At 47.7% G+C, this 26136-nt stretch carries 20 protein-coding genes and 1 tRNA gene; 15 read left to right on the plus strand and 6 right to left on the minus strand.

The features are described from left to right. Positions 1-149 precede the first annotated feature (149 nt). Positions 150-902: an outer membrane beta-barrel protein gene (locus D9Y29_RS25485; RefSeq protein WP_127133078.1), complete on the minus strand. Its 753-nt coding sequence runs from the start codon at positions 900-902 to the stop codon at positions 150-152. Between the two features lie 622 nt (positions 903-1524). Here D9Y29_RS25485 and D9Y29_RS25490 point away from each other — a divergent pair. Both D9Y29_RS25490 and D9Y29_RS25495 read left to right on the plus strand, forming a co-directional pair. Continuing rightward, positions 1525-1989 carry a mobile mystery protein A gene (locus tag D9Y29_RS25490; protein ID WP_127133079.1) on the plus strand — a complete coding sequence of 155 codons (465 nt, stop codon included), beginning with the start codon at positions 1525-1527 and terminating at the stop codon, positions 1987-1989. 28 nt (positions 1990-2017) lie between these two features. Beyond that, complete coding sequence (locus tag D9Y29_RS25495; protein ID WP_127133080.1) at positions 2018-2581, plus strand: mobile mystery protein B; 564 nt, start codon at positions 2018-2020, stop codon at positions 2579-2581. Between the two features lie 62 nt (positions 2582-2643). Here D9Y29_RS25495 and D9Y29_RS25500 read toward each other — a convergent pair. Continuing rightward, positions 2644-2717, minus strand: a tRNA-Ile gene (locus D9Y29_RS25500). A gap of 149 nt (positions 2718-2866) precedes the next feature. On the opposite strand from D9Y29_RS25500, the gene D9Y29_RS25505 reads away from it, so the two are divergent. The 8 genes from D9Y29_RS25505 (at position 2867) to bglX (ending at position 16168) form a co-directional block, all read left to right on the plus strand. Then, entirely contained in the window at positions 2867-3442 is a 576-nt protein-coding gene (locus tag D9Y29_RS25505; RefSeq protein WP_127133081.1) for an RNA polymerase sigma-70 factor, read from the plus strand. A gap of 95 nt (positions 3443-3537) precedes the next feature. After that, a complete protein-coding gene (locus D9Y29_RS25510; protein WP_164735551.1) occupies positions 3538-4635 on the plus strand; it encodes a FecR family protein in 1098 nt (365 codons plus the stop codon). Positions 4636-4880: 245 nt separating this feature from the next. Beyond that, positions 4881-8210: a TonB-dependent receptor gene (locus D9Y29_RS25515; RefSeq protein ID WP_164735552.1), complete on the plus strand. Its 3330-nt coding sequence runs from the start codon at positions 4881-4883 to the stop codon at positions 8208-8210. 15 nt (positions 8211-8225) lie between these two features. Further along, on the plus strand, positions 8226-9752 hold the full coding sequence (locus D9Y29_RS25520; protein WP_164735553.1) for a RagB/SusD family nutrient uptake outer membrane protein: 1527 nt from the start codon (positions 8226-8228) through the stop codon (positions 9750-9752). A gap of 49 nt (positions 9753-9801) precedes the next feature. After that, positions 9802-10632: a LamG domain-containing protein gene (locus D9Y29_RS25525; RefSeq protein ID WP_127133085.1), complete on the plus strand. Its 831-nt coding sequence runs from the start codon at positions 9802-9804 to the stop codon at positions 10630-10632. A 42-nt stretch (positions 10633-10674) separates the two neighbouring features. Continuing rightward, positions 10675-12339 carry a glucoamylase family protein gene (locus D9Y29_RS25530; protein ID WP_127133086.1) on the plus strand — a complete coding sequence of 555 codons (1665 nt, stop codon included), beginning with the start codon at positions 10675-10677 and terminating at the stop codon, positions 12337-12339. A 21-nt stretch (positions 12340-12360) separates the two neighbouring features. Further along, entirely contained in the window at positions 12361-13734 is a 1374-nt protein-coding gene (locus D9Y29_RS25535; RefSeq protein ID WP_241238045.1) for a glucoamylase family protein, read from the plus strand. A gap of 181 nt (positions 13735-13915) precedes the next feature. Continuing rightward, on the plus strand, positions 13916-16168 hold the full coding sequence (bglX, locus tag D9Y29_RS25540) for a beta-glucosidase BglX (protein ID WP_127133087.1): 2253 nt from the start codon (positions 13916-13918) through the stop codon (positions 16166-16168). An 83-nt stretch (positions 16169-16251) separates the two neighbouring features. On the opposite strand, the gene D9Y29_RS25545 is transcribed toward bglX, so the two are convergent. Beyond that, entirely contained in the window at positions 16252-19560 is a 3309-nt protein-coding gene (locus D9Y29_RS25545; RefSeq protein WP_127133088.1) for a hypothetical protein, read from the minus strand. A 171-nt stretch (positions 19561-19731) separates the two neighbouring features. Between D9Y29_RS25545 and D9Y29_RS25550 the strand changes: the two genes are divergently transcribed. From D9Y29_RS25550 to D9Y29_RS25560, 3 genes are all read left to right on the plus strand, one after another. After that, positions 19732-21630, plus strand: coding sequence for a sensor histidine kinase (locus tag D9Y29_RS25550; protein WP_127133089.1), 1899 nt, complete (start codon positions 19732-19734; stop codon positions 21628-21630). Further along, a complete protein-coding gene (locus D9Y29_RS25555; RefSeq protein WP_127133090.1) occupies positions 21627-22256 on the plus strand; it encodes a response regulator transcription factor in 630 nt (209 codons plus the stop codon). Before D9Y29_RS25550 ends, D9Y29_RS25555 begins: the two co-directional genes overlap by 4 nt. 78 nt (positions 22257-22334) lie before the next feature. After that, a complete protein-coding gene (locus D9Y29_RS25560) occupies positions 22335-22952 on the plus strand; it encodes an HAD family hydrolase (protein ID WP_127133091.1) in 618 nt (205 codons plus the stop codon). A 9-nt stretch (positions 22953-22961) separates the two neighbouring features. Here the strand turns inward: D9Y29_RS25560 and D9Y29_RS25565 are convergent, their stop codons facing one another. The 3 genes from D9Y29_RS25565 to D9Y29_RS25575 are packed head-to-tail and all read right to left on the minus strand — an operon-like array spanning position 22962 to position 24058. After that, the gene (locus D9Y29_RS25565) at positions 22962-23228 is read right to left on the minus strand and encodes a DUF4834 family protein (RefSeq protein ID WP_127133092.1); all 267 of its coding nucleotides are present in this window, start codon (positions 23226-23228) and stop codon (positions 22962-22964) included. A gap of 57 nt (positions 23229-23285) precedes the next feature. Then, the gene (locus D9Y29_RS25570) at positions 23286-23627 is read right to left on the minus strand and encodes a hypothetical protein (protein ID WP_127133093.1); all 342 of its coding nucleotides are present in this window, start codon (positions 23625-23627) and stop codon (positions 23286-23288) included. Between the two features lie 44 nt (positions 23628-23671). Continuing rightward, on the minus strand, positions 23672-24058 hold the full coding sequence (locus tag D9Y29_RS25575) for a hypothetical protein (protein WP_127133094.1): 387 nt from the start codon (positions 24056-24058) through the stop codon (positions 23672-23674). A gap of 246 nt (positions 24059-24304) precedes the next feature. Between D9Y29_RS25575 and D9Y29_RS25580 the strand changes: the two genes are divergently transcribed. Both D9Y29_RS25580 and nusA read left to right on the plus strand, forming a co-directional pair. Beyond that, positions 24305-24766, plus strand: coding sequence for an LSm family protein (locus tag D9Y29_RS25580; protein WP_241238046.1), 462 nt, complete (start codon positions 24305-24307; stop codon positions 24764-24766). Between the two features lie 105 nt (positions 24767-24871). Next, positions 24872-26119: a transcription termination factor NusA gene (nusA, locus tag D9Y29_RS25585; protein ID WP_127133096.1), complete on the plus strand. Its 1248-nt coding sequence runs from the start codon at positions 24872-24874 to the stop codon at positions 26117-26119. Positions 26120-26136 lie beyond the last annotated feature (17 nt).

Genomic DNA, 26136 nt, shown 5'->3' on the forward strand with positions numbered 1-26136 from the left:
TGACTTTTATTTAGTCGCCTCTGGCGACGCAGTGTTCGCCGGAGGCGAACCATTAGAAGTCACTCGCCAGAGGCGAGCGACTGCCCACAGCGCAATAAAAAACGGCCGCATCTGAGATGCAGCCGTGGAATATTTTGAATAAAGGGATCTTACAGTCCGCTAATTGATAGGCCAATCTGGAATGGTCTTACATCAGGTCCCATACCATCTTTGATGAAACTGTTCACCTGGTAAGCGCCATAGATACCGAACACTCCGTAGCTGATACGGCCGGTAACGCTGAGGCGGGTGCCATCGAAGAAGCGTTTTGCTTTTTCTTTCTGGGTGAAGGCATTGATGGTATTACCGCTCCTGTTCTGGAGTGTCTTTCCTTTGGTGGAAGCGCTCATGAGGGTTCCGATCTTACCACCCAGTGCGAATTTCCAGCTGCGGTTGGTGTTTTCCGGGTTCAGGGCAAAACGGAGTTCAACGGGAGCTTCCAGGTAAGTGGTAGCCAGTTTGTATTTCTTGAAGTGGTTGGTATCTGCCACATTCCTGAAGGTGAGCTTGTTGCTGTTGAGCCTTCCGGTGATATCGATCTCTGTATCCTTGAAATACATATTGTCTGTAGCGAACCCTGCACCGATTCCGATACTGAAACGGGGATCGGATTTAAAAGGGAAATCGAACATGAAATAGATGTTCAGGCTGCGGGGGATTCCTCTGGTATTGATACTGTCTGGCATCTGAGACCAGCTATTGTAACCAAGCTGGATCATGAAGTGATCATTGGCGCGGTTGCCGAGGCTTACCTTACTCCAGTCTTTTTTCTTTTTAGTGGAAGTGGTAGTGAGAGTAGAATCCTGGGCGTTAACAGCAGTTACACAGGCTACAGTAATGAACAGAAACAGAAATTTTTTCATACCAGTTTAATAATTGATCAAAAGTATCCTTCCCGGGTTAAATGAAATGTTAAGGTTGGCAAAGAAACGACAATTTAAATGGTTTCATGGAATTTTCATGCAAATTGTTGGAAAGCAAGCAGGGCGGCAGTATTTGACAGGGTTGGTAACAAGAAAAGCTGTAGTATTTGAAGGATGAAAAGGGGCGGAATGCAGAGTGGTTGGAGAGGTTTGTCTATTATATGTGATTTGAGCATTTAGCATGCTATGAAAAATAAGAATCCCACAAATGCATACGTGTTTCGTTTGACGCTGTCGAATTTGAACCCTCATGGTTCCTTACCTGAATTTCAGCAGAATGAAATTTATTGCTTTCGTTAACCCGGATGTGATCATTGTTGGAGAATTTTGAAGATGCTGGAGGCAGATGATTTGCCAATGAAAAAAGGCTATTATAGATATTGCAGCAAAGGATAGGAGGATGCCGGTATGGTTAATGTATTGATTTGCAAGAAGATGGGTGATTTTTTAAGCATTCAGGCTTGTTTTGTGTTAATTTATTTAAGCTTTAAGGCTTAGATTTTTTATATAAAATTAAGGTTTAAGGCTTAAAATTAGGTGTAAAAATTAAGGGTATAAGCTTATGAAAAAGCGAGAAAACAAGCTGTTGATCCTGCGGCAAATGGATAAAAAACTGCAAAATTTATCCACTTATTTGGCCGCAATGCCATCAAGCGGATGGATCAAAATGCTGCGCACAATGCTTGGCATGTCTTTAAAGCAATTGGGAAGCAGAATGTCTATCACACCGCAAAGCCTTCGTGAAATTGAAATGCGGGAAGCAGAAGGAACAATAACCTTAAGAACCTTGAAAGAGGCTGCCGACGCATTGAATATGGTGCTTGTCTATGGCTTTGTATCAAAAGATGGTTCTATCGAAAAAATGGTTGAGCGCCGGGCGCAGGAATTGGCAACACAAATTGTTACCCGGACTTCAACCACAATGAAATTGGAAGATCAGGAAAACTCAAAAGAAAGAATAAATCAGGCCATACAAGAATTAACCGAAGAGCTTAAAAGAGAAATGCCGAAAAGCCTATGGGATTAATTATTCAATATGAAGAAGGCAAACCCCTTTGGATGAAGATGAAAGGGACGGCTTATTGATCCACTCCATCACCACGCGCGGTGAACTGGATGAAGTTGAACAGCGCAATATTGAAGAAGCGATTCGTTGGACAATTGAAAGACGTAAACGGTTCACACAACAGGAAATCCTTACAGAAACGTTTATCCGTGAGCTTCATCGCCGGATGCTAAGTGGTGTTTGGAAATGGGCAGGAGAATTTAGAAACTCAAACAAGAATATCGGCGTAGATAAATACCAGATCGGTATTGACTTACATATGCTCCTGGATGATTGCAAATTTTGGATTGAGAACAACACCTATGTCCCCGATGAAATCGCAGTGCGTTTCAAACATCGCATTGTCTCTATCCATTGCTTTGCCAATGGAAATGGCAGACATTCACGATTGATCGGTGATATTATTGTTTCGAAGATTTTCAACCAGGATTATTTCTCCTGGGGTAGCGCAAGTCTTATTCAGACAAGCGAGTTTAGGACAAAATACCTCACGGCTTTGCGAGAAGCTGATAAAGGCAGTATTCAGCCACTTATTGATTTTGCAAGGTCATAAATTTCTTGTGCAAATGAAAAAGGGTTTCAGCGTTATTACGCCGAAACCCTTTTTTGCCTGGGTGGACCCTGTCGGATTTGAACCAACGGCCCTCTGATTATGAGTCAGATGCTCTAACCGTCTGAGCTAAGGGTCCATTCTCCTCGCGGAGAAATATCTTGAAAATGATGGATGATCGTTTTCAGTGGAGGGCAAAATTAAACAAATCACACACAGATCAGAAATATTCTTTCTGAATTTTTCTGGTAAATTGCAATGATACTCTACTATTAAACTTGTTCCTCAGTGAACCAGGGTTCTGACCATACCAAAGAACTGCAAAGGCGCATTGCTGTTTATGGTGACCAACAGGCCTACCAGGAACTGTTCTACCTCTATTATAAACCCCTCCTTCGATTCGCCAATGCTTTTGTTCGCTCCCACGAAATGTCTGAAGAAATTGTTTCCGATGTGTTCATCCGCATCTGGGAAAGACGCAGCCAGTTGAGCGAGATCACCAACCTGAAAGTATACCTCTACGTGAGTGTGCGTAATATGTCCCTCAAGTACCTGCTCAAAAAACAGAAACAGGCATCAGTCAGCCTGGACGATCTGCAGGTGGAACTGGAAAGCCAGCACCATGATCCCGAACAACTCCTGCTCACGGCTGAACTGATGAACCGCGTTGCCCGCGCCATCGATAACCTCCCTCCCCGCTGCAAAATGGTCTATAAACTAATTAAGGAAGATGGACTTCGTTACCGCGAGGTGTCTGAGATCCTGGACATCTCCATCAAAACCATCGATAACCAGCTGGCCATCGCCCTGAAGAAGATCGGTAAGGCCATCAATATCAATCTCCGCAAACTGGTCTGTTTCTAAAAAAATATTTTCCCTGCTTTTGGTAGATCGGCCAGGGAAACGGGTCCTTAGTAGTAATCACCGTTATTATGTTGTTGGAACGCGCATGTGAACTAATGGGAAGGAAACTTGCCGGGGAAGCTTCTGAAGCCGAGCTGGAAGAACTGGACCAATTACTGAAAGCCAATCCCGGTCTGCATTTTCCTATGCAAAACCTTTCAGATCTCTGGCAACGGAAAGCCGTTGCCGATCAGGACGAGCTGGAACAGGCATTCCGCAAGCATCTCCGGAGAATGGAAGAGCAGGGCATCAGTTTTGCTGCAAACAGCACAGAGGCAGAGGAGCCCGCCACCTTCCGTATACCTGACCGCACCCGCCGGAACAAGCCCTGGAAATATGTTGCCGCTGCCGCCAGCCTGCTGCTGGCAGGTTCACTGATCTGGTATTACTCACACCCTGCCATAGCCGAAAAACAACCAGGACTGTCCCATGAAAAGCAAGCCCCATCCAGCGAAATCGTAACAAGGAACGGGTCCCGCACCAGGGTTACTTTACCCGATGGCAGCATTGTCTGGCTCAATGCAGGCAGTAAACTCAACTACGATAAGTCCTTTGGCCAGAAGCTGCGGGAAGTAACCCTTACCGGAGAAGCTTTCTTTGATGTGGTAAAGAATCCTGATCAACCTTTCATCATTCATACCAAACGCATCAATATAAAGGTGCTGGGAACACAATTCAATGTGAAATCCTACCCCGGGGAGAAAACAACAGAAGCCGCACTGGTGAAGGGAAGTATCGAAGTGGACCTGCACAGTGAACAATCGGGCAAGTTTATCCTCAAACCTAACCAGAAGATCATAGTAGGGGAAGAAAGCGCTACGGAAGCACCAGCCAGGGCCGGGGTGGCAAAATCACAGGAGCCGGTTGTTTCGGTGCGCCAAATGACCATCGATGAGAAAGATGGCACTGCCCTGGAAACAGCCTGGGTAGAGAACAAACTGGCCTTTGTGGAAGAGCCTTTTGCCGATGTGGCCCTGAAAATGGAAAGATGGTATGGTGTAACTATCAGCTTCAGTAATCCAAAACTGTCACAGGTGCCGCTGACAGGCAGTTTTTCCAATGAATCGATTAAGGAGGCTTTACATGCATTATCAATAGCCACTCCTTTCACTTACCGGTTCGCGGATGCCAAATCGATCGTAATCGGAAAATAGAAAACCCATTGATCACATAAAATCCTCACGATGCTAACTGCTAACAGCTCCTGATCAATCTTATTAATGAAAGCGGGAAATGCTACCAACATTCCCCGCAAAATGAAAAAGTCATCGGTAAAATCTCCCTTGCCAGGAAACGCTTTTACCAATTGTAAATCCTTTTCAATGCTTAAAGTATGAAAAAAATCAGGATTTGCCCCGATTTTCCGGGGCGGCCTACCATAACAAAGCTTGTCATTCTCATGAAACTGACCTTTGCCCTCATATTGATAGGCTGTCTTCATGTATCGGCGGGTGTTCACTCGCAGTCGAAAGTGACCCTCAACATGCAGTCCGCCGATATCAAGAAAGTGCTGACAGCCATTGAAAAAAAGACCAGCTTTCGTTTCCTCTACAACTCCAGCCTGCTTGCAGAACAACCGAAAGTGACCATCACCGCCAATAATGAAGATGTATTATCTGTGGTGAACAGGTTATTGGCCAATACCCTCATAGCATATGAAGTGCTCAACAACAATTTAGTGGTGTTGAAGAAAGAAGATGTTGTGATCAACCAGGTTGCTGTGAAAGGCCGCATCACCAATGCGGCAGGCGAGCCGCTGGCCGCGGTTTCCATTCGCGTGAAAGGTAGCAATGCCGGTACTTCCACCGATGCAGAAGGGCGTTACTCCATCGAAGTGCCAAACGATGCCGTGCTGGTGATCTCCAGCGTCAGCTACCTCACCCAGGAAATTTCTGTGAATGGAAGGACTGAGATCAATATCGTCCTGGAAACAAACAATGCGCAACTGGAACAGGTAGTGGTGATCGGTTATGGCACCGCACAAAAAAGAGATATCACCGGCTCCATCGCCAAAGTGAGCGGAAGGGAAGTGGCAGACAAACCCAATACCAACCCGCTCTCCTCCTTACAGGGTAAGGTTTCAGGCGTGAGCATCATCAATACCGGCCTGCCGGGACAGGAACCCGATATTCGCATACGCGGTACAGTAAGCAGATCACAAACCAAGCCGCTATATGTGGTAGACGGACTGTTCAATGATAATATCAACTTCCTCAACCCCGCAGACATTGAGTCCATCGAGATTCTGAAAGATCCTTCTTCACTGGCCATCTTCGGGGTGCGTGGCGCTAATGGCGTTATCATCGTCACTACAAAAAAAGGAAGGACCGGTCAGCTCATGGTGAACGTAAATGCATCCATCGGTATCAAAAAGATCACCGATGAAGTGAAGATGGCAGATGCCGCCCAGTTCAAAACCCTCTACGATGAGCAAAGGCAAAATGAAGGTCAGCCTCCCTTTGCTTATTACGACAGGTTCACCGGCAACTCCAATTGGGTAGACCTGATCGCCAAAAAGAATGCCATCGTCTCCAATAATAATGTCAGTGTTTCAGCCGGCACCGAAAAGAATAAATTCTACATGGGTGTTGGCTATATCAAGGAACAGGGATTGATCAAACATGAAGACCTCGATAAGATCCTGCTCTCCATCAATGATGAGCTGCGCGTGTCCAAAGCCATCAAACTAAGTTTCAATTTGAATGGTTACCGCGCTACGCCGCCTGCTGCCAATGATTTTGTGCAGGCTATCAATGCCACGCCGATAGTGGAACCTTTCAATGAAGAAAGAGGGATATACAATCGCCTCCCCGACCAGATCGGCGGTCCGCAGGTACCCAATCCCGTTATGCTGGTGGAAGAAAGAAAGAACACAGACCTCCAGCGCGAGTACCGCGTGATCGGAAGCGTTTCCGGTGAAGTGAATTTCCTCCGCGATTTCAACTTCAAATCCACCTTCTACCTCGATCTCGGCTTCAATGACCAACGCCGCTACACTCCCAGGATCAGGGTTTGGTCGGCAGACCTGGATACCGCCGACTGGCAAAATGGTTATCAAAACTCGCAGGTATTCCAGAAAGAAAATACCTATTCCAAATTCCAGCAGGAATACCTGCTCACCTGGAAGAAAAGGTTTGGAGATCATAGCCTGACCGCATTAGGAGGCTTTACTACTTATTTCAATAGTTATTCAGAAACCAATGGCCGGGTAACCCAGTTCGCCAATGGTACACCGATCCCGAGAGACAAACGTTTCTGGTATATAGATAACTTCTTCGGCGATCCCGGCTCCAGGGTTTCAGGAGTCAGTACCGGAGGCGATCTCTTTGGTAACGATAAGCCCCTGCAATGGGAGCAGGCTACCGTTTCTTACTTGTTCCGCGCCTTGTACAATTACCAGGGCAGATACATGCTTAATGCTTCATTCAGACGAGATGGCTCTTCCGAGATCTCTCCTGAAAACCGCTATCAGAACTTCATGGCCGTAGGCGCAGCCTGGGAAATGACAAGGGAAGACTTCATGGATAGACAAAACATTTTCGATTACCTGAAATTGAAAGCTTCCTATGGCGTACTCGGTAATCAGTATACAGAAATTCACTACCCCTACTATCCTCAGCTAGTAAGCGGCTCCAGTGCTGTATTTGGCAATAACGTGGTGGCTGCCTACACCCCCAGTTATATTGCCGACCAGAACCTGAAATGGGAACAGGTGCGCTCAATGGAAGCAGGATTTGAATTGGCTGTACTGATGAACCGCCTGCGTGTTGAAGCGGTTTATTATCACAAGAAAACTACTGACCTCCTGACCAATTATCCCGGACTCAGCGGTCAAAAGCCGGGTATCACCAATGCCGGTGAGATCGAGAACAAGGGTATCGAAGCATCTGCAACCTGGACCGATAAGCTACCTAACGGCATCGGATATTCGATCAGCGGTAATATCACCACCTTCAAGAACAAAGTATTATCCATTTACCAGCCCGGCTTCGAGATCATTTCCGGCGCTTCCCGCGTAACTGCCGGAATGCCCATCGGGTATTTTTACGGTTACGTGGTGGAAGGTGTTTACCAGTCCTATGCAGATAAGATCTCCTCACCAAGAGCAGGCTTCTTTGGTGAATACGGCCCCGGCGATCTGAAATTCAAAGATGTGGCCGGACCTAAAGATGCCAATGGCAAACCTACCGGTCCTGATGGAGTTGTGGATGATAACGACCGCACTTTTATCGGAAACCCTACCCCCGATTTCATTTACGGGTTTGCATTGAGTGCAGACTATAAAGGTTTCGATATCGGCATCGATTTCCAGGGCGTATACGGAAATGAAGTGTTCAGAAGCTGGGGCAATGGAAACACATTCGCTGTGTTCAATTACCGGGAAGACAGGATGGGAAGATGGCATGGAGCCGGCACTTCCAACTGGGAGCCACAGGTGAACGACCTGCGCGGCATCAACAGGCAAAACTCCACTTACATGATCGAAGACGGAAGCTATCTCCGTATCCGCAATGTAAGTATCGGCTACAATGTGCCCATCAAAAAAGAAGGCTTTACCCGCTTCGCGAAATCGCTCCGCGTATTCCTGAATGCGCAGAACCTGGTAACGTTCAAAGACAATTCCGGCTTCTCTCCCGAGTTCGGAGGAAATGCCATCGAGTTTGGTGTAGACAGGGGCTCTTATCCCCTACCCGCCATTTACTCTTTCGGATTCAATGTAACATTCTAACAAAAACTAATGATCATGACACTCAATAATAAATGGATCAGCACCTTGTTGCCAGTGTTGTTGCTCATGACAGGCATGGCTGGTTGCTCAAAATTCCTCGACAGGAAACCACTGGGTGTAGGTACCCAGGATGATATTGTTCAGGGCGGCGTGGAAGGAAAGGTGTTCGGGCTTTATGGTGAGCTGCGAAAAAGCGGCGTGAGCGGATTTCCCACCATTGGATTGCATAATGTTCGTTCTGATGATGCAGTCAAGGGAAGTACTTCCGGTGATGAGTCAGCGATAACAACCATTTTCGACGAATTCAAATACGATCCCTCTTACAATCAGGTTACCACGTATTGGGACGATCACTATGCTTTCATCACATTGTGCAATGCGGTTATTCACGAAGTGGATTCGCTTGAGCTCACAGACCAGGCCAGTTTGCAAAACCGGGCTGAAGCCACTTTCCTGCGGGCCTTCGCTTATTTTGACCTGGTGCGCAATTTTGGAAGTGTGCCGAAGATCGATTTCAAGATCTATCTTCCTTCAGATGCCAATGTTCCCAAAGTACCGGTAACTGAGATCTATTCACTCATCGATACAGACCTCGATTTTGCCATTGCCAATCTGCCACCGGAATGGGAAGCTAAATTCATCGGCAGATCAACAAAAGGCGCTGCAGATGCACTGAAAGCCAAAACCCTTTTGTACAGGAAGGACTGGGCCGGTGCGCTCGCTAAAGCTGAAGATGTGATCAGTTCACAACGTTATTCCCTGATCGATCCTTATTACAGGTTGTTCAAAGAGGAGGGAGAGAATTCAAAAGAATCCCTGTTCGAAATACAGATGTATGTGAATGCGAATGGATCGGTCAATCTTGGTAACAACTATAATCAGTCGCAGGGTGTTCGTGGTGCAGGTGAATGGAATCTCGGCTGGGGCTTCAATGCGCCAACGGCAAGTTTGGTGAACTCTTATGAGACCGGTGATCCGCGCAGGGAGGCCACCATCCTGTTTTCCGGAGAGTCAGATGGCGGCACAGCCAACGGTGGATATAATAAAACCCTTCCTCCGCTAGCCACCTCTCCTCAGCCATACTGGAACAAAAAAGTGTATACCGATCCTACACGTCGCGCGCTCATCACCATTACGGAAGGTGATCCGCAATACAGCCGCTGGCTCAATATTCCCAAATTACGTTATGCAGATGTACTCCTGATGGCTGCAGAAGCTGCCAATGAACTGGGAGGTACTGCCAATACCACCAAAGCGCTGGATTACCTGGAACAGGTAAGGTTCAGGGCAAGACAGGGGAACAACGCGATCCTACCCAAAGTGGTAGTCACAGATCAGGGACAGCTCCGGGATATTATTCATCGCGAGCGCAGGGCCGAGCTGGCAATGGAAGGGGAGAGGTTCTATGACCTGGTAAGATGGAATAAAGCGTTGACGGTACTCGGGCCACTCGGCTACCAGGAAAGGAATAAATACTATCCGATCCCGCAAAGCGCTATCGATAAATCCGGTGGCACGCTGATCCAGAATCCGGACTATTGATAACAGTACCGGATAACCGAAACATTTTTTCATTCTGAAAAGATCAATTATGAAACGCAATCAATCTTTCATCATCATATGCCTGCTGGCCGTTCTGGCCGGCGCCGGCTGTCAAAAACTAGACAGACCCGGCATGCCCGACTATCCTGAAGATCAGGCCAACCCGGGAGGAGCCCTGAATTTTTTTACTGCATTTGAGGGTACGGAGGTAGATAGTATCCTTGCCAATTTTGGCCAACCCACGAATGCTGCCTGGGAAGATGGAATAAGTGGAAAAGCATATAAAGGCGGACCAGATTCGTATATCAAATATCCCTCCGCCAATAACTTTTCCAGGGCAACCAGCTTTACGATCTCATTCTGGTTGAAAAAGTCGCCCCATCCACCAGGCTCCGGAGCTGAATTTGTTTTTGTGTTACCTACCAGTACTGAAATCTGGCATATGAGCGAACTATTCCTGCTTATAGAGGATGGTAACCAGAGTACAGCAGAGCTTGGCGCATTCAAGCTATTGATACAAGATCAGTGGTTTGAATTTGTTGGCGCCAACCGCCTGAAGAATGTTCTGGATAATCAATGGCATCATTTTGCATTTACCTATGATGAATCTACTTCAAAGCTTACCACCTACATTGATGGAACCGCACTTACCGGTTTGCCTGCAGGGCTGACAGATGTAAAGAAAAATGGCAACCCCAGGGGACCGCTCAGTTTTACAAATGTGAATGGATTTGTGATTGGAGGCGGCCCATTCCTGGCGCTCGGAAAACCGCCTGTAGACTGGATGGTGGAATACACCGGCTCGCTGGACCAGTTCCGGCTTTATAATAAAGCCTTAACTGCTGCAGAGATTCAAGCCCTTTTCAACGGTAAGCAATAATCAGGGGGCAGCATGGGTTCGTTCCCTATATCGTCAATAACTATGCGAAAAACACTGATCCTGTTGGCAGCCATTGTATCGGTAACCGCCTGCAGCCGCAGCGGTTCATCGCCGGACCCTGATCCGCCGCCAACGCCTGTGAACTTCAGTTTCGAGTACTGGACTATTGACGGAAAACCAGCCCTCACAACTTATTACGATGTACGCAGGCAACCAATGATCAAATTCAGGCTGCCTGCCAAAATTGATAAAGCCTCTGTGAGTGCAGCGGTTTCGCTGACCAAACGCCAGGGCGGCACCATCCCATTGAACCTGACCTATGAACAGAACGACAGTATCCTGGTGGTGCAACCCTCACAACAGTTGAACTATTATGAAAGATATTCAGTAGAAGTAGCATCGTCACTCAAGTCAGCCAACGGCGGGCATTTGAAACAGCCCGTACAGTTGCAGTTAGTCACATCACTGGACAGCTCTGACAAGTATCCGCGAATCACCGATGAGCAACTGCTCTCAAAAGTACAGGAACAAACATTCAGGTACTTCTGGGACTTTGCTCATCCGGTCAGCGGATTGGCCAGGGAAAGGAATAGTTCCGGAGATGTAGTCACATCAGGAGGTTCGGGTTTCGGGATCATGGCCATGATAGTGGCCGTACACCGCAATTTCATAACAAGATCAGAAGCCTTAACCCGGTTACAGACCACCGTTAGTTTCCTGAAAAATGCAGAAAAGCTACACGGCGCATTTCCGCACTGGCTCAATGGCGCTACCGGAAAGATCATTCCCTTCAGTGAAAAAGACAATGGCGCAGACCTGGTGGAAACTGCGTACCTGGTGCAGGGGCTACTCACTGCCAGGCAGTTCTTCAACAAGCCTGATGCAGCGGAAGCCGCACTCCGCGCGGATATCAATCAACTCTGGCAGGCCGTGGAATGGAGCTGGTTCAGAAAGAACAATGAACAAAAACTGTACTGGCATTATAGCAATGACCTCCAATGGGAAATGGATCTGCCCATCCAGGGCTGGAATGAATGTTTGATCACATATGTGCTGGCTGCCGGCGCACCGGTTCATACGATTCCGAAATCGGTGTACGATGAAGGATGGGCCAGGAATGGCGCCATGAGTAACAACAATAATTATTACGGGGTGAAATTGCCACTGGGCCCGGCAATGGGCGGGCCCTTATTCTTTTCTCATTATTCATTCCTGGGCCTTGACCCCAGGGGATTGAAAGATGCTTATGCCGATTATGAACAACAGGTGCATAATCATACATTGATCAATTACCAGCATGCCGTTCAAAATCCCAATAATCAATTCGGTTATTCAAACGCATGTTGGGGACTCACGGCCAGCGATATCCCGGGCGGCTATGCAGCAAGTTCACCCACCAACGACCTGGGAGTGATCGCTCCCACGGCAGCGCTTTCATCGTTTCCTTATACTCCTTCAGAGTCCATGCAGGCGCTGAAATTCTTTTATTATGTGCTGGGTGATAAGCTTTTCAAAGAATACGGTTTTGCCGATGCGTTCTCATTGAAGGAAATGTGGGTGGCGGATTCATTTCTAGCCATCGATCAGGGGCCCATTATTGTGATGATCGAGAACTACCGGAGCGGCCTGCTCTGGAACCTCTTCATGAGCTGCGATGAAGTGAAAACAGGATTACAAAAGCTGGGATTCACTTATCCCGGTATTTAACTGAACCATTAAAAAGTGACAATGACCAGTAAATTCAGATACGGAATATATGTAGTGATTTCGTTGATGCTTTTGGGTTATGCTCCGCATTTGCAGGCGCAAAAGCAGAAGAAAAAGGCGCAGGCAAAAGACGTTGTGAGTACCGCCATCATACCCGATCTTACCGATGAACAGTTGCTTGACCTGGTTCAAAAACAAACCTTCCGGTATTTCTGGGATTTCGGTCACCCGGTTTCCGGGCTCAGCAGGGAGCGGAGCAATAGAGCCTACGATTATGGTGATGAAGTGGTCACTACCGGTGGCTCCGGGTTTGGAGTGATGTCTATCCTGGTGGCAGCCGAACGCGGATGGATACCCCGTGATTCAGCGTTGGCAAGAATCCAGAAGATGGTGAATTTTCTCAGCAAGGCCGATCATTATCACGGCATCTTCGCCCACTGGCTCAATGGCAGCACAGGAAAAACAATTCCCTTCAGCAGGAAAGATGATGGAGGCGATATTGTGGAATCTTCTTTTCTCTTCCAGGGGTTGCTATGCGCCCGCCAATACTTCAATAAGGAAACACCTGGAGAGACCCGGCTTCGCAATACCATCAACTGGATCTGGTACGATGCGGAATGGGACTGGTACACACAGGGCGGAAGGAATGTGCTTTACTGGCACTGGAGCCCCAACAACGGATGGAGCATGAATTTCGAGATACGCGGATTCAATGAATGTTTGATCACGTATGTGCTGGCGGCTTCATCACCAAAATATCCGGTGAAACCAGAAGCGTATCACAAGGGATGGGTCAATAGCTGGTTCTTCCGCAATGGCAGATCCTTCTACGGGATAGAACTCCCACTGGGTTTCGACTACGGCGGACCGTTATTCTTTTCTCATTACTCCTTCCTGGGCCTCGATCCGCGCGGACTGAAAGATAAATACGCAGACTATTGGACGCAGACCACACACCATGTTCAGATCAACCGCCAACATTGCATCCGCAATCCAAACAAGTTCAAAGGATATGGCGCCGACTGCTGGGGACTCACCGCCAGCGATACTTACAACGGTTATAGTGCGCATTCGCCGGACAATGATAATGGCACTATTTCTCCAACTGCGGCACTCTCTTCCTTTCCCTACAGCCCCAAAGAAAGTATGCAGGCGCTACGTCATTTTTATTACAGGCTCGGTGATAAGCTCTGGTCGCAATATGGTTTTGTGGATGCCTTCAATGAAACCCGGAACTGGGTGGCCGGCTCGCACCTGGCCATCGATCAGGGGCCGATCATCGTGATGATCGAGAACTACCGGTCCGGTCTGCTCTGGAAGCTGTTCATGAGCTGTCCGGAAATCAAAAACGGACTGAAACGGCTGGGATTCGAGAGCCCCGCATTAAAAGAGTAGCGATAAATATCATCGAAACCTGATGATCCGCTACCACTCATTAGTGAAGTAATGAAGTATTTTGTTGGATATGGCCGCACATTTGATACGTCAATAATACGTCAGGCAGTTTTTCAATGCTGCTCAACGAATGACGGCATTTATATTTTTTGAGATTTGTATTCAGAAAAAATGAAATAGTATGATCAATAGATGGCTTATTGCCTTTCTGATGCTGATGACCGTGTCGGCATTTGCACAAAAAAAAGATATGAATACCACGGTGAACAAACTTTTACAGCAAATGACCCTGGAAGAAAAACTCGGTCAGCTCAACCTGCCTTCGATAGGTTTTGATGTTACCGGTCCTATCCTCAGTCAGGGTGTTGAAGAGAAGATCCGCAAAGGCCTGGTGGGTGGGGTGTTCAATACGTTCACGCCATCTGCTGTTCGTAAACTGCAGGACCTGGCTGTGAAAGAGACCCGTTTGAAGATCCCGTTGCTATTCGGTTATGATGTGATCCACGGTCATCGTACTATTTTCCCCGTCAATCTTGGTCTGGCTTCCTCCTGGGATATGGACCTGTTGCAACGAACAGCCCGCGTGGCTGCGGAAGAAGCAAGCGCCGATGGACTCAACTGGACCTTCTCCCCGATGGTGGACATCGCCCGTGATCCGCGCTGGGGCCGCGTTAGCGAAGGCGCCGGCGAAGACCCTTACCTGGGCTCACAGATCGGAAAAGCCATGGTGCAGGGTTATCAGGGAAATGATCTCTCGAAGAACAATACCATCCTCGCCTGCGTGAAACATTTTGCGCTCTATGGAGCCTCCGAAGCAGGAAGGGACTACAATACCGTTGACATGAGCCGCGTGAAAATGTACAATGAATACCTGCCGCCTTACAAAGCTGCTGTGCAGGCCGGGGCCGGATCGGTAATGACCAGTTTCAACGAGATCGATGGCATTCCCGCTACCGGCAATAAATGGCTGCTCACGGACCTGTTGCGCAAACAATACGGCTTTCATGGTTTGATTGTTACGGACTATACGGCCATCAATGAAATGATCGCCCATGGCATGGGTGATGAAAAGAAAGTGGGAGAACTAGCTCTCAATGCAGGAGTAGATATGGATATGGTGGGCGAAGTTTTCCTCAAACACGGAGCACAGCTGGTGAAGGAAGGAAAAGTTTCGATGGCGCAGATAGATGCAGCGGTCCGCAGGATCCTTGAAGCAAAATTCAAGCTCGGACTCTTTGATGATCCTTACAGGTACATCAGTGAAGAACGCAATAAGACTGAGATCATGAATGCTCAGCAACTGGCGCTGAGCAAAGAAGCTGCGATAAAAAGCATGGTGCTGCTGAAGAATAACAACCAAACCTTGCCGCTGAACAGTTCCCAAAAGATCGCCTTCATCGGCCCCCTGGTGAAAGACCAGCGCAACCTGATCGGCAGTTGGAGCGGTGCCGGTGATTACAGGAAAGCGGTGAGCCTCTGGACTGCACTCGAACAAAAAGGCGGTGGATATCTTTATGCCAAAGGCTGTAACTTATTGGAAGATGAAAACCTGCTGAATCGACTCAATGCACATGACGGACAGATCACGCGTGAAACCACATCTCCAGAGCAACTGATCGCAGAAGCCGTGGCAACAGCACAACAGGCAGATGTAGTGGTGGCGGTGCTGGGAGAAACATTTGGTATGAGTGGAGAAGCGGCCAGTCGTAGTATGATCGGATTGCCCGAAAATCAACTGGCTTTGCTGAAAGCATTGAAAGCAACAGGCAAACCTGTAGTGTTGGTATTGATGAACGGAAGGCCGCTCACCGTGAGCTGGGAAAATGAGAACATCGATGCCATCCTGGAAACCTGGTTTGGTGGAACCCAGGCTGGCGCTGCTATTGCCGATGTGTTGTTCGGCGCAGCCAATCCTTCCGGTAAGCTCACCATGACATGGCCACGGAATGTAGGGCAGGTCCCTATCTACTACAATGCAAAGAATACCGGTCGCCCACTCAACGAAAACCAAAAGTATACAACCAAATACCTCGATGTACCCAATACGCCGCTGTATCCCTTTGGATATGGCCTGAGCTATACAAGCTTTTCTTACAGTGATCTGAAGCTGGATAAGAAAAGCATTGCTGTAAAAGGCAAATTACAGGTAACCGTAACTGTTAGTAACACCGGAAATTATGATGGCGTGGAAACGGTTCAGTTGTATATCCGCGACCTGGTGGGGTCCATTACCAGGCCGGTGAAGGAATTGAAAGGATTCAAAAAACTGGAACTGAAGAAAGGAGAATCGAAGGAGGTAAGCTTTACCATTTCCGTGGATGACCTGAAATTCTATAACAGCGATCTGAAGTTTGTGGCAGAACCAGGTGCTTTCAAAGTGTTTGTGGGCGGGAACTCGCAGGATGTGAAGGAAGCGGACTTTGAATTAAGATAATATTACGGAGTCTGATTGTATAAGAAAAGGGGATACCGGTTCAGACTGGTATCCCCTTTTTACTGGCTGGCCGGCAGCCGGCATTACCTGTTGGCCAGGTTCTTGGCACCAAAACCAATAGCGTTGAACAGGTGTGCCAGGTAGGGCGAGGAGATACCCCTCTCCGACAGCTCCCGTGCCACCTCTTCCAATTTTTCATACCCACTGCTGCTGCCGAAACGGGTGGAAGCATATCTTATTAAAGACTGCTCCAGGTAGTAACGATTCCTGGTGATCTGGTTTTCGTCAGTTATCTTATGGGTTATATTATAGTGATAAAGTGGTTGATTGGTTTTGCAAAGCATTAGGGCATTGAGTACCCGTGCAACTTCAGGGTCAGGTAATGCTTTATCTACGGCTGGCCCAAAGCTGGCAAACGCAATGCCATCCTGGTAGCGATGCGTGTACAGGCTGGCAAAGGCAGCCTGGGTCATGATTTCGATATAAGGAGTAGCGGCCGGTGTTATGGCTGATGGATGCAGCGTGCCGCGCAATTTCCTGGACCAGGCAATCACACTGTCGTATTTTTTTGCCTGGAAGGCTTGCCGGATTTGTTGAATTTGCGGATCATACCGGCTGGTCCAGCCAGTAATATCTTTTTCCGGCGGTGCCGGCAGTAAAGCCTGCTGGCTCTTTTTTGTAATAGCGCCTGGGAAAACCACTTCCAGGGCAGCTTCAATATCAGGCATTACCCTGTTGGTGGTGGCGGCAGCAAACTGTTTATCGGACCTGTAAGCTTTGAGCGTAGATTTCAATAGTTTTTCGGCGCCTTTTTTATCGCCATTGTCCACCAGCGCCCGTGCATAATAGGCAACTGCCCGCAGGTAAGACTGGTATAAATGATGGTCTGTACGGATATCCGTTGCATTGCGCCCCACAAATGCGGCACGCAGTATATCGTCTGATGTTTTGTGAAAAGCAGATTTCATTTTGTTGAGGAACAGCTTGCCTTGCTCTTGTACCAGCTCTTTTTTCCCTTGCTGGTACTGGCATTTGATCAGCCAGGAATAGTATTGCCAGAAGGCGTATTGCCGGCTTTCTCCAGGATATTTCCAGGTTTCCCGTTTTTCTACCCGGTAACCGCTGCCTGTTTGTTCTCTGGAAAAACTGGCCATTGCCTGGGAGAAAAGGATGGCACTTTCATCGAGATAGCCATTCTGATAAAGAATAAATGCAGCATTGCCGGTTAGCGTCCGTTTTTTCTCTGTTAGTTCTATTTCCTGGTCGTTGGAAAATTTATTATAGCTGGACGATTCTGTGAATAAATAATCTGACTCGCCCTTTGCAACAGGCAGGTCAAGGAATGCCTGCAGGGAAGCTATATTGTTGTTTGAAAGAATGGTCAGCAATTGATGGAATGCTGCCGGGTATTCCTGATTGAGATAATAATGCCGGGCCAGGTGGAAATGCAAAAGGTCATATTCTTTCCGGTAGGGGTCGTGTTTGAGATCATAAGCCTGGCGGGTGAACTCTTCCAGGAAAGCTGCGTGCGCAGGCAGTAGCGCCAGTCCCATATAGGGTTGCTTGATGGTGAAGCCGGAGGGTCTTTTGCTGCGGTAACTCCAACTGGGGATGTATTGGTTCCCTGCATAATTGAATTTGGCCGGCAAATCTTTTAATTGATGTGTATAGTCTTTATTGCCCATCGCAGACTTCAGCATATTCCAGCTTTTTTGAAAGTTGGCATTGTAAGTCAAAACCTGTTTTGACGGTATAGTTTCCGGGCGACTGGAAATATAGTCGTAATGGCTGGTCCTGGCGCGGGGATCGAAGCCGTCCAATGCCTTGCGGTATTGCATGCGCGGGGTTTGACTTGAATAACCTGGGATTTCCCCGTAGAAATTATATTGCCGGTGGAGGCTCCTGTATTGGTTAATGGAGTGAGTAACAGATTTGATGATTGCAGATTTTTCGGCTGTGCTTAGTTGTGGTATTGCCATCAACTTGTTGAAGTCGCGTATAGCGTCAATGGTAAGTTTTGGATAAGTGCCCAGCAATTCACTTACTATTTTAATGTCTTCCTGCTGCCAGGTTTTGTAGGCTTTGTCGAAAGCCGCTTTACCATTATTCACCCAAATGGCATAATCGGCTTTGCGTTTGGCATCCCTGGCGGCTGCTTCCTGCCGCGCTTTTTCGTCGGCCAGGCGCTGTCTTTCACGACGCTCTGCTTCTGCCTGTTCTCTTTCGCGTTCCCGGCGGGCTTCTTCACGTCTCTTGCGGCGTTGTTCTGCTTCCCATTCTCTTTCATCCTCTTCGGCTTCTGCCTCTCTCTTACGCCTGGTGGCTTCATCTACCTTGAACATATCCTGCGTTTGCTTCAGTACATTCTGGTAGGCATTCCAGGTTTGATCAGACTGGCGCGAAATAGCATCGGCCTGCCTTCTGATTTGAGCATTGTGGGCATCCACGCTCCGGCGGTTGGCCGCGCTGGCGGAACTGGAGGCGCGATTGGCGGAGGAACTACCGGAAGTTCGGGCGCTGCCCGTGGTGGAACTACTGCCCGATGTTTTGGCAGTTGCTGCATTGGTGGATGATCTGTTGGCTGTACTGGAAGAGGATGTGCTTGTGCCGGCCCGGGACGATTGTGCTTTGGCGGCCGCTTCTTTTCCCTGTTTCAGGAGGGCTATTTTATCCGATGCCTTTTTATTTTCAGCGGCTGCATATTGCCTCAGTGCTGCTACCGGATAAGCGTTGCTCTCCATCGTTCCGGGATTGATAACGGTTACCTTGAAATAGCCATATCGAAAAAAAGGTTCAGAAGGGTCCCATTTTTTCTGCATATGGTTGTTAACAAGATTGTATACTTCAAATGCCTCTTTGTTGGATACCAGCGTTTCTGTGGTGTACACTTTTTTACCCTGATTCACTCCTGCTCCTTTTTTCTCCCAGTTGCCGGAAAGATCGAAGGATACACGTTTATTGAAAGTTCCTTTACTATTGGTGATCTCCAGTACGATGCCTGAAATACGCCATGCGCCTGTTGCAATGCCGGCATTGGAAAACCATCTTTCAGTACTCATCATCCCAAAATCTGCGGAAGGAACCTTGAAGGAAAATTGTTCCAGTCCCGCATCTATAAAAACTGCCAGTGCATAACTATCTCCCACTTTAACCCATCGCAGGGAGCCGCTCAGGTGACTACGCAATCCAACCAGGCCAGCTTCCTGGATCGCTTTTGTTGCCGCCGGGGTTTTCACGGCAGCCAGTCCCTGCATGTTGGCGGCATTACCTGAAACAGGGAACACGCCTTTGTAAACGCTTTCATCGTATTTACTCAGTTGTGCGTGGAGTGTAGTTGTTGCCAGCAACAACAACAGGCATAGCCTGGCGGAGACAATAGTGGTTCGTTTCATAATTATTAAGATTTACCGCCCGGCTGCCGGATCAGGGCAGCCAGCAATTAGGAATGGTAAAACAAACAAACTTATAAGGCAGGCAACCGGTAGCCAATACTTACTTCCCGGTATATTCATTGTGGGCGATAATGTTTATTTTGAGCGGGTTTTTATACCAGTCTACTGCCTATGAACCGGATATTCTTTTATCTCTTCCTGTTGTTACCTGTGGGTGTTCATGCGGGGGATTCTGCTTCGGTGTTGAAGACAGGTGCTTTCCCTGATACTTTTGATGTAGCCGGTCCTAATCTCGAACATATATCAAGATACACCGCTTACCGGATCGACAGCAGCAGAAAGGAAGGTATAGAAACGATAGCGCGGAGGTATGACCAGGGTGGTTTCCTGCCGATGCCGTTGAACCGTACACTCAACAATGGCTTCAACCCTTATCCGCTCTGGCTGCATGTAACAATCAGGAATACGGATAAGGATACCCGGCGTTACTGGTGGAGCCATTATAGTCATGCAGATAGTATTCTCGTATACCGCCGCACAGGTCCGGACAATTTCGTTTGTACAGACACGTTATCCTATTATACCCCGTTACGCAACCGGAAGATACCTGTCCGTTTCCTGGCTACCGAATTGTTGCTGCAACCTGGTGAGTATGTTGAGCTGTTCATAAAGGTGCGCAATATGCGCAGTACGCAGCATGCAATTGCCGATCTTACCACTCCAGACCATAACCTGCTTTGGGAAAAAGGGTTCTATTGGTCTATCGGGATCTTTATCGGGTGTTTCTTGCTGGTAATGGTCTTTAGCCTGATCATCGGGATTTTTACAAGGGAGAGAATTTTTTTCTGGTATGGATTGTTTATTCTGCTTACTACCTGTGTAACGTTGATTGAAGAATTGCTGGTTACCGCCTTTCCCGGAAATGGTATATTCCCGGTGCTTACCCGCCTGCAGCCTCTGGCCCTGGTGATCATTGCGCAGGGCCTGCATTACCGTGTGGTGCGTTATATAGTCAGACCCTCCCGCCGGGAGCAATTCTTCCGTTACCTTGACAGGTTCAATTTGGCCGGTACTCTCTTTGGTGTGCTTGCGCTGCTCGGCTATGCTGCAGGGTTAGAACAGATAGAAGTAGGCCAGTTGGTCTTTGATGCTTTCCTATACACCGGCATCATTGTGGTATGCCTCATGATGATTTCGATGTTTACGGTTATTTGTTTATCCGCATCCAAAGGCTGGCAATGGCTGGCATTTCCCATAGCCGGTTTCCTGAGCCTCTATTTCAATCCCGCCGGCTTCTGGCTGAACTATTCCGGATTGTTGCATTACTATGAGATCACCTATCCCAACTATTTTTACTGGACCATTTGCGGAGAGTTTGTGATACTAAGCTGCCTGCTGGCCTGGCGATACCGCGAAACGGTAAAGAAAAATTACCGCCTGTTGCAGGAACGGGCTATACAAGACAAACAAATGTATCATCGGGAACTGGCAGTGCAGGAGCAGGAACGACGGCAGATTGCGCGGGACCTGCATGATGATCTCGGGGCTTCCATCAGCGCCATCAAACTGGTTATCTCAAACAGTTATGCGCACGACAAACATTTAATGGCTATGATCGGGAAGGCCAGCAATAACCTGCGTTATTTTTTTACCCTTTTATCGCTGGATGGCATGGGTGAGCAAGGCATTTTTAATGCGTTGAGGAAAAAAGTGGAAGAGTTGAACCGCCTGGGAGTAGTTTCATTTTCATTTATTCCTGTTGGCAGCGATGCGCTGATAGACCGGAGAATAGCGCAGGCCCTGTGGCGGATCAGCTCGGAATTGCTGAACAATATATTACGCCATGCAGGAGCTTCGGAGGCCAACCTGCAATTGATTGTTGATGATGAACAGGTGGTGCTGATGACGGAAGATAACGGTAAAGGGTATTCGCCCGGTCAACAGCACACTGGCATGGGACTGGGCAATATCCAGGCGCGCGCTTCGGAATTGCGGGGAGAGGTTCATATTTCCTCCGGCCCTGATGGTACAACCACCATTGTTACAATCCCACTCAATATAACATTATGAACGGGAAACAATCTTATACCATACTTATAGCAGACGATCACCAGTTGTTTGTTGATGGCCTTGTGCGTATTCTGGAAGAAGATGGTGGTTATACCGTGCTGGGGACCTGTAATAGTGGACAGGAACTATTACACCTTTTGAATGATGAAGCCCCCAACCTGGTAATGCTGGATATTCAGTTGGGTAATATGAATGGAATTGAATTGTGCCAAACCATCAGGCTGCGGTTTCCGGAGGTTCGGGTACTGTTTATTTCCATGTTCGAATCCCGCCGTATCATCCAGGAAGGCGAGGATGCCGGAGCCAGTGGTTTTATTCCCAAAACCTATGATGCCAACCAGGTAAAAGAAGTGATACAAAGGGTACTGGCCGGGGAACCTGTTTTCATGAAAGCGGAAGCGCCGGGAGACCAGGCCCTTCCTGAAACTGCAGGCATACTGCTGCTTACCAGGCGGGAAAAAGAGATCATTGCCATGATAAGACGTGGGCTTACTTCCAGGGGTATTGCTGAAGCTTTGAACCTGAGTGAATATACAATTGAAACGCATCGCCGGAATATTTTCCGCAAACTGAAATTGAAGTCAGTAGCGGAACTGCACGCATTCGTATTTGGCCAGGAAGGATGAAACTTCGGGTAGACAATTACGGTAGCCCGCCAGTTTTTTCCACAATCCATATTCCTATTCATTTCCTACATTTGATCCATGCCAACCAAAAACATCATCTTCGATCTCGGTGGAGTTCTTCTCAACCTGGACATCCCCAAAACCACGCAAGCCTTCGAGCAGCTCGGTGCGCCTGAATTCAAAACCCTTTTCGGACTTGGCCGGGCGGAATCTTTTCTCAAAGCCTACGAAGTTGGTTATATCAACGATGATGAATTCATTACCGATCTCGTGCAACTCACCGGTGGCAGGAGCCGCGATGAAGTAGTGCATGCCTGGAATGCCATGCTGCTGGACTTTCCGAAGGAACGCATCGAATTACTGGCGGAGCTCAGGAAAAAATACAATCTCTATTTATTCAGCAATACCAACGCTATTCATCTTTCTTCATTCGCGAAAACATTTTCCGATTCATTCAATGGCGCTTCGCTGGATGGAGAATTCAGCAAAGCCTGGTACAGTCATCTTATCAAACTAAGAAAACCGGATGTGGAGTCGTTTGAGTTCATCATCAGAGACGGAGGGCTCAATCCATCCGAGTCAGTCTTCATAGATGATGCGCTCGTAAATGTGGAAGGTGCGCGCAAGGCAGGGTTGAACGGCATTCACCTGGAACCCGGGAAAACCATTCTTGATCTGGATTGGAACCTCAGTTAAGTAAGCGGATTATTTCACTTCTTCAAAATCGATATAATCGCCGGCCTTTTCCTTTGGTGGATTAGGTCTTGGCGCGGAGCTTGCGCCGGACTGATAATTGTTCTGATTATTCTGCGCAGCCTGTTGTTGTTGCTGTGCAGTATTCATGGCACTGTGAAATTCTTTCACCTGTTGCCTCATTCTTTTAGACACCACAAACAACGGCAACAGGAACCTGAAGACGAACCTGATGGCCAGATAGCCGACGATGATCCAAAGTATAAGTTTCCAAGACATGTTGTAAAGATACTATGCGGGGGCCAAAAAACTGTTAAGGCACTGCAAAACCGGACCTCATTTCTTACGGGTCCAGCGCTCCATCAATCTTTCGAGGGCTTCGGAGATCTTGTTCGCTACCAGTGGAACCAGTTGTTGCAGCAATACCTGGATGCTTTCCGTACTCAGCAATCCCTGGATAAAGCCGGTGCCGTAGCTGGCTTCTTCCTCTTCGCGCTTTTGTTTTCTTCTGCGACGTCCGCGGAAAATGCTGTTCCAGCCCATCTTGTAGAAGTTGTCCTGCAGATGATCGAAGCTATCGTCCAGGTGTAGTTCGATATCTTTTGCTTTCAGTTGCAGTTTGAAGATCTCCTTTTCCAGTTCATAGAGTGTATCGATACTGCTGGTGGACCTTGCCATATGATTGAGTGATTAAGTGTGAATTAAAATTGGGAGAGCGGGACCTAATCTTCGTCGTTATCCGATTTGTTGATCTTTACTTCCTCACGTGCGCGGAGGATGATGCTCCGGATAATGGGGTTCACAAAAAGTTTTTCGCGGAAAACCGCAATGAAAATAAAAAGAACGATCAGAATAATACTGGTAAGGCCGAATCCTTTCACGTAACTTTGTGTGAGTTCGGAAAGCCAGAAACCAAGGCACATTCCCGCAAAGATGAGGATCAGAAAGGCAATGAAGGCTGCAATCACCATCCAGGCAAGCAGTCCCATGGATTTGGAAAAGATCCTGATGGCCTGCAACCGGAAGATTTCAGACTTGGTCTCTACATAAACTTTCAGCAGTTCTTTGTTTTCCCTGAAGAAGTCGCCCAGATTATCCGGTTGATTCATAATGCGATGGATTTGTTTTAAAGTTACTTACTATTACCTGAAAGCGCATTTAAAATATACTCCATATAACTTTTATGCCACCCTTCTGTGGCAAAAACCAGATTTTTGGAAGTAATACCTTATTTACCTTACCTTTGCCTCGGCAAAAGATGAAGTAGAAGGGAACGGGGTCCGTTCCCTTCTTTATTTCCCTGCAGTAAAGGACATATGAGTACGGAAACACAAATTCAGGCAATTGAAAAGTTGGTGAGTGCAATCATAGCCGAAGATCCGGCGATCTTCCTGGTTGAGACCAGGATCAAGCCTACCAATAATGTAAAGATTTTTCTCGATGGCGACAATGGTATCACAATCGAGCAATGTATCGCTATCAACAGGGCATTATACAAGCAGGTAGAGGGTTCGGGCCTTTTCCCGAATGATGATTTCTCACTTGAAGTTTCTTCTCCCGGCTTAGATGAGCCGCTGAAACTGCCCCGCCAGTTCAGGAAAAATACCGGCAGAGTGGTGGAAGTAATGCTACTGGATGGGAGCAAGATCGAGGGGAAACTGATCGAAGCAAAAGAGGATTCAATTGTAGTAGAAGAAATAAAGTCCAAAAAGCCGATATCCCAGAAACATAGGCCAACCGCCAAACAGGTAGAGCTGGTGCTGCGTGAATTACCGCTGAAAGAAGTAAAATCAACAAAAATTCAAATAACATTTTAAAAAAGGCCACAACACATGAGGGCCGTAGCGGCCGGGACTGATCCTGGCAGTGCTGCGTATCCGGTGGCAAACAATTCCGAAACAGGATTTTATAAATTATAGTTTATGGCAAGTATCAACCTGATTGAAGCTTTCCAGGAGTTCAAGGAAGCTGAAAATATTGATCGTCCCACGATGATGAAAGTAGTGGAAGATGTGTTCAAAACCCTGCTCCGTAAGAAATACGGCAGTGATGAGAACTTTGACGTGATCGTGAACGCAGAGAAAGGTGACCTTGAGATCTTCCGTCGCCGGATGATCGTGGAAGATGGCGCTGTAGCTGATCCGCTCGCCGAGATCGCTTACAGTGATGCCGTAAAGATCGAGCCTGACTTCGAAGTGGGTGAAGAACTCTACGAAGAGGTGAACATCCTCGATTTCGGCCGCCGCGCCATCCTTGCCGCCAAACAAACACTCGCCAGCCGGATCTCCGATCTGAAGAAGAATGTACTGGTTAAAAAATATGGCGACCGCGTTGGAGAGATCACAAGCGCTGAGGTTTACCAGGTGTGGAAGAAGGAGATCCTTCTCCTGGACGAGGAAGGCAATGAGCTGATCCTCCCCAAATCCGAGCAAATTCCGCAGGATTACTTCAAGAAAGGTGAGAATATCCGCGCCGTTGTGAAAAAAGTGGAATTAAAAAATAATTCACCAGTAATCATTCTTTCCCGCACCTCTCCCTCATTTCTTGCTAAATTGCTTGAAATTGAGGTCCCGGAGATCTTTGACGGCCTGATAGTGATCAAAAAGATCGTTCGTGAGCCCGGCGAAAGAGCGAAAGTAGCCGTGGAATCTTACGATGACCGTATCGATCCTGTTGGCGCCTGCGTAGGTATGAAAGGTAGCCGTATCCACGGGATCGTTCGCGAACTGAAGAATGAAAATATCGACGTAATCAACTGGACCAACAATATCAACCTGCTGATCCAACGTTCACTGACCCCCGCAAGGATCACCAGTATGGACCTGAATAACGACACCAAACAGGCGAATGTTTACCTCAAACCAGACCAGGTATCACTGGCCATCGGTAAAAAAGGTGTGAACATCAAACTGGCGCAGGAATTGACAGGTTTCAGCATAGACGTTTACCGCGATACCGAAGGTGAGCCCCAGGAATTTGATATTGACCTGGAAGAATTCAGCGATGAGATCGAAACATGGATCATCGATGAGTTCAAACGCATCGGTTGCGATACCGCACGCAGCGTACTGGACCTGACACCCGAAGAACTGGAAAGAAGAACAGACCTGGAAAAAGAAACGATCGACAGTGTTCGCAAGATTCTGAAAGAAGAGTTTGAGAAAGAATAAATAGCCGGGAGCCCCGC

This window comes from Pseudoflavitalea rhizosphaerae (assembly GCF_003991355.1).
Taxonomy (GTDB): Bacteria; Bacteroidota; Bacteroidia; order Chitinophagales; family Chitinophagaceae; genus Pseudobacter; species Pseudobacter rhizosphaerae.

Excerpts from the sequence above, each read along its gene's own strand:
- D9Y29_RS25510 (WP_164735551.1), top strand. The coding sequence starts at position 3,538 with ATGGGAAGGAAACTTGCCGGGGAAGCTTCTGAAGCCGAGCTGGAAGAA.
- D9Y29_RS25515 (WP_164735552.1), top strand. The coding sequence starts at position 4,881 with ATGAAACTGACCTTTGCCCTCATATTGATAGGCTGTCTTCATGTATCG.
- D9Y29_RS25565 (WP_127133092.1), bottom strand. The coding sequence starts at position 23,228 with ATGTCTTGGAAACTTATACTTTGGATCATCGTCGGCTATCTGGCCATC.
- D9Y29_RS25575 (WP_127133094.1), bottom strand. The coding sequence starts at position 24,058 with ATGAATCAACCGGATAATCTGGGCGACTTCTTCAGGGAAAACAAAGAA.
- D9Y29_RS25550 (WP_127133089.1), top strand. The coding sequence starts at position 19,732 with ATGAACCGGATATTCTTTTATCTCTTCCTGTTGTTACCTGTGGGTGTT.
- D9Y29_RS25555 (WP_127133090.1), top strand. The coding sequence starts at position 21,627 with ATGAACGGGAAACAATCTTATACCATACTTATAGCAGACGATCACCAG.
- D9Y29_RS25490 (WP_127133079.1), top strand. The coding sequence starts at position 1,525 with ATGAAAAAGCGAGAAAACAAGCTGTTGATCCTGCGGCAAATGGATAAA.
- D9Y29_RS25530 (WP_127133086.1), top strand. The coding sequence starts at position 10,675 with ATGCGAAAAACACTGATCCTGTTGGCAGCCATTGTATCGGTAACCGCC.
- bglX (WP_127133087.1), top strand. The coding sequence starts at position 13,916 with ATGATCAATAGATGGCTTATTGCCTTTCTGATGCTGATGACCGTGTCG.
- D9Y29_RS25485 (WP_127133078.1), bottom strand. The coding sequence starts at position 902 with ATGAAAAAATTTCTGTTTCTGTTCATTACTGTAGCCTGTGTAACTGCT.
- D9Y29_RS25545 (WP_127133088.1), bottom strand. The coding sequence starts at position 19,560 with ATGAAACGAACCACTATTGTCTCCGCCAGGCTATGCCTGTTGTTGTTG.
- D9Y29_RS25560 (WP_127133091.1), top strand. The coding sequence starts at position 22,335 with ATGCCAACCAAAAACATCATCTTCGATCTCGGTGGAGTTCTTCTCAAC.
- D9Y29_RS25535 (WP_241238045.1), top strand. The coding sequence starts at position 12,361 with ATGACCAGTAAATTCAGATACGGAATATATGTAGTGATTTCGTTGATG.
- nusA (WP_127133096.1), top strand. The coding sequence starts at position 24,872 with ATGGCAAGTATCAACCTGATTGAAGCTTTCCAGGAGTTCAAGGAAGCT.
- D9Y29_RS25570 (WP_127133093.1), bottom strand. The coding sequence starts at position 23,627 with ATGGCAAGGTCCACCAGCAGTATCGATACACTCTATGAACTGGAAAAG.
- D9Y29_RS25525 (WP_127133085.1), top strand. The coding sequence starts at position 9,802 with ATGAAACGCAATCAATCTTTCATCATCATATGCCTGCTGGCCGTTCTG.
- D9Y29_RS25520 (WP_164735553.1), top strand. The coding sequence starts at position 8,226 with ATGACACTCAATAATAAATGGATCAGCACCTTGTTGCCAGTGTTGTTG.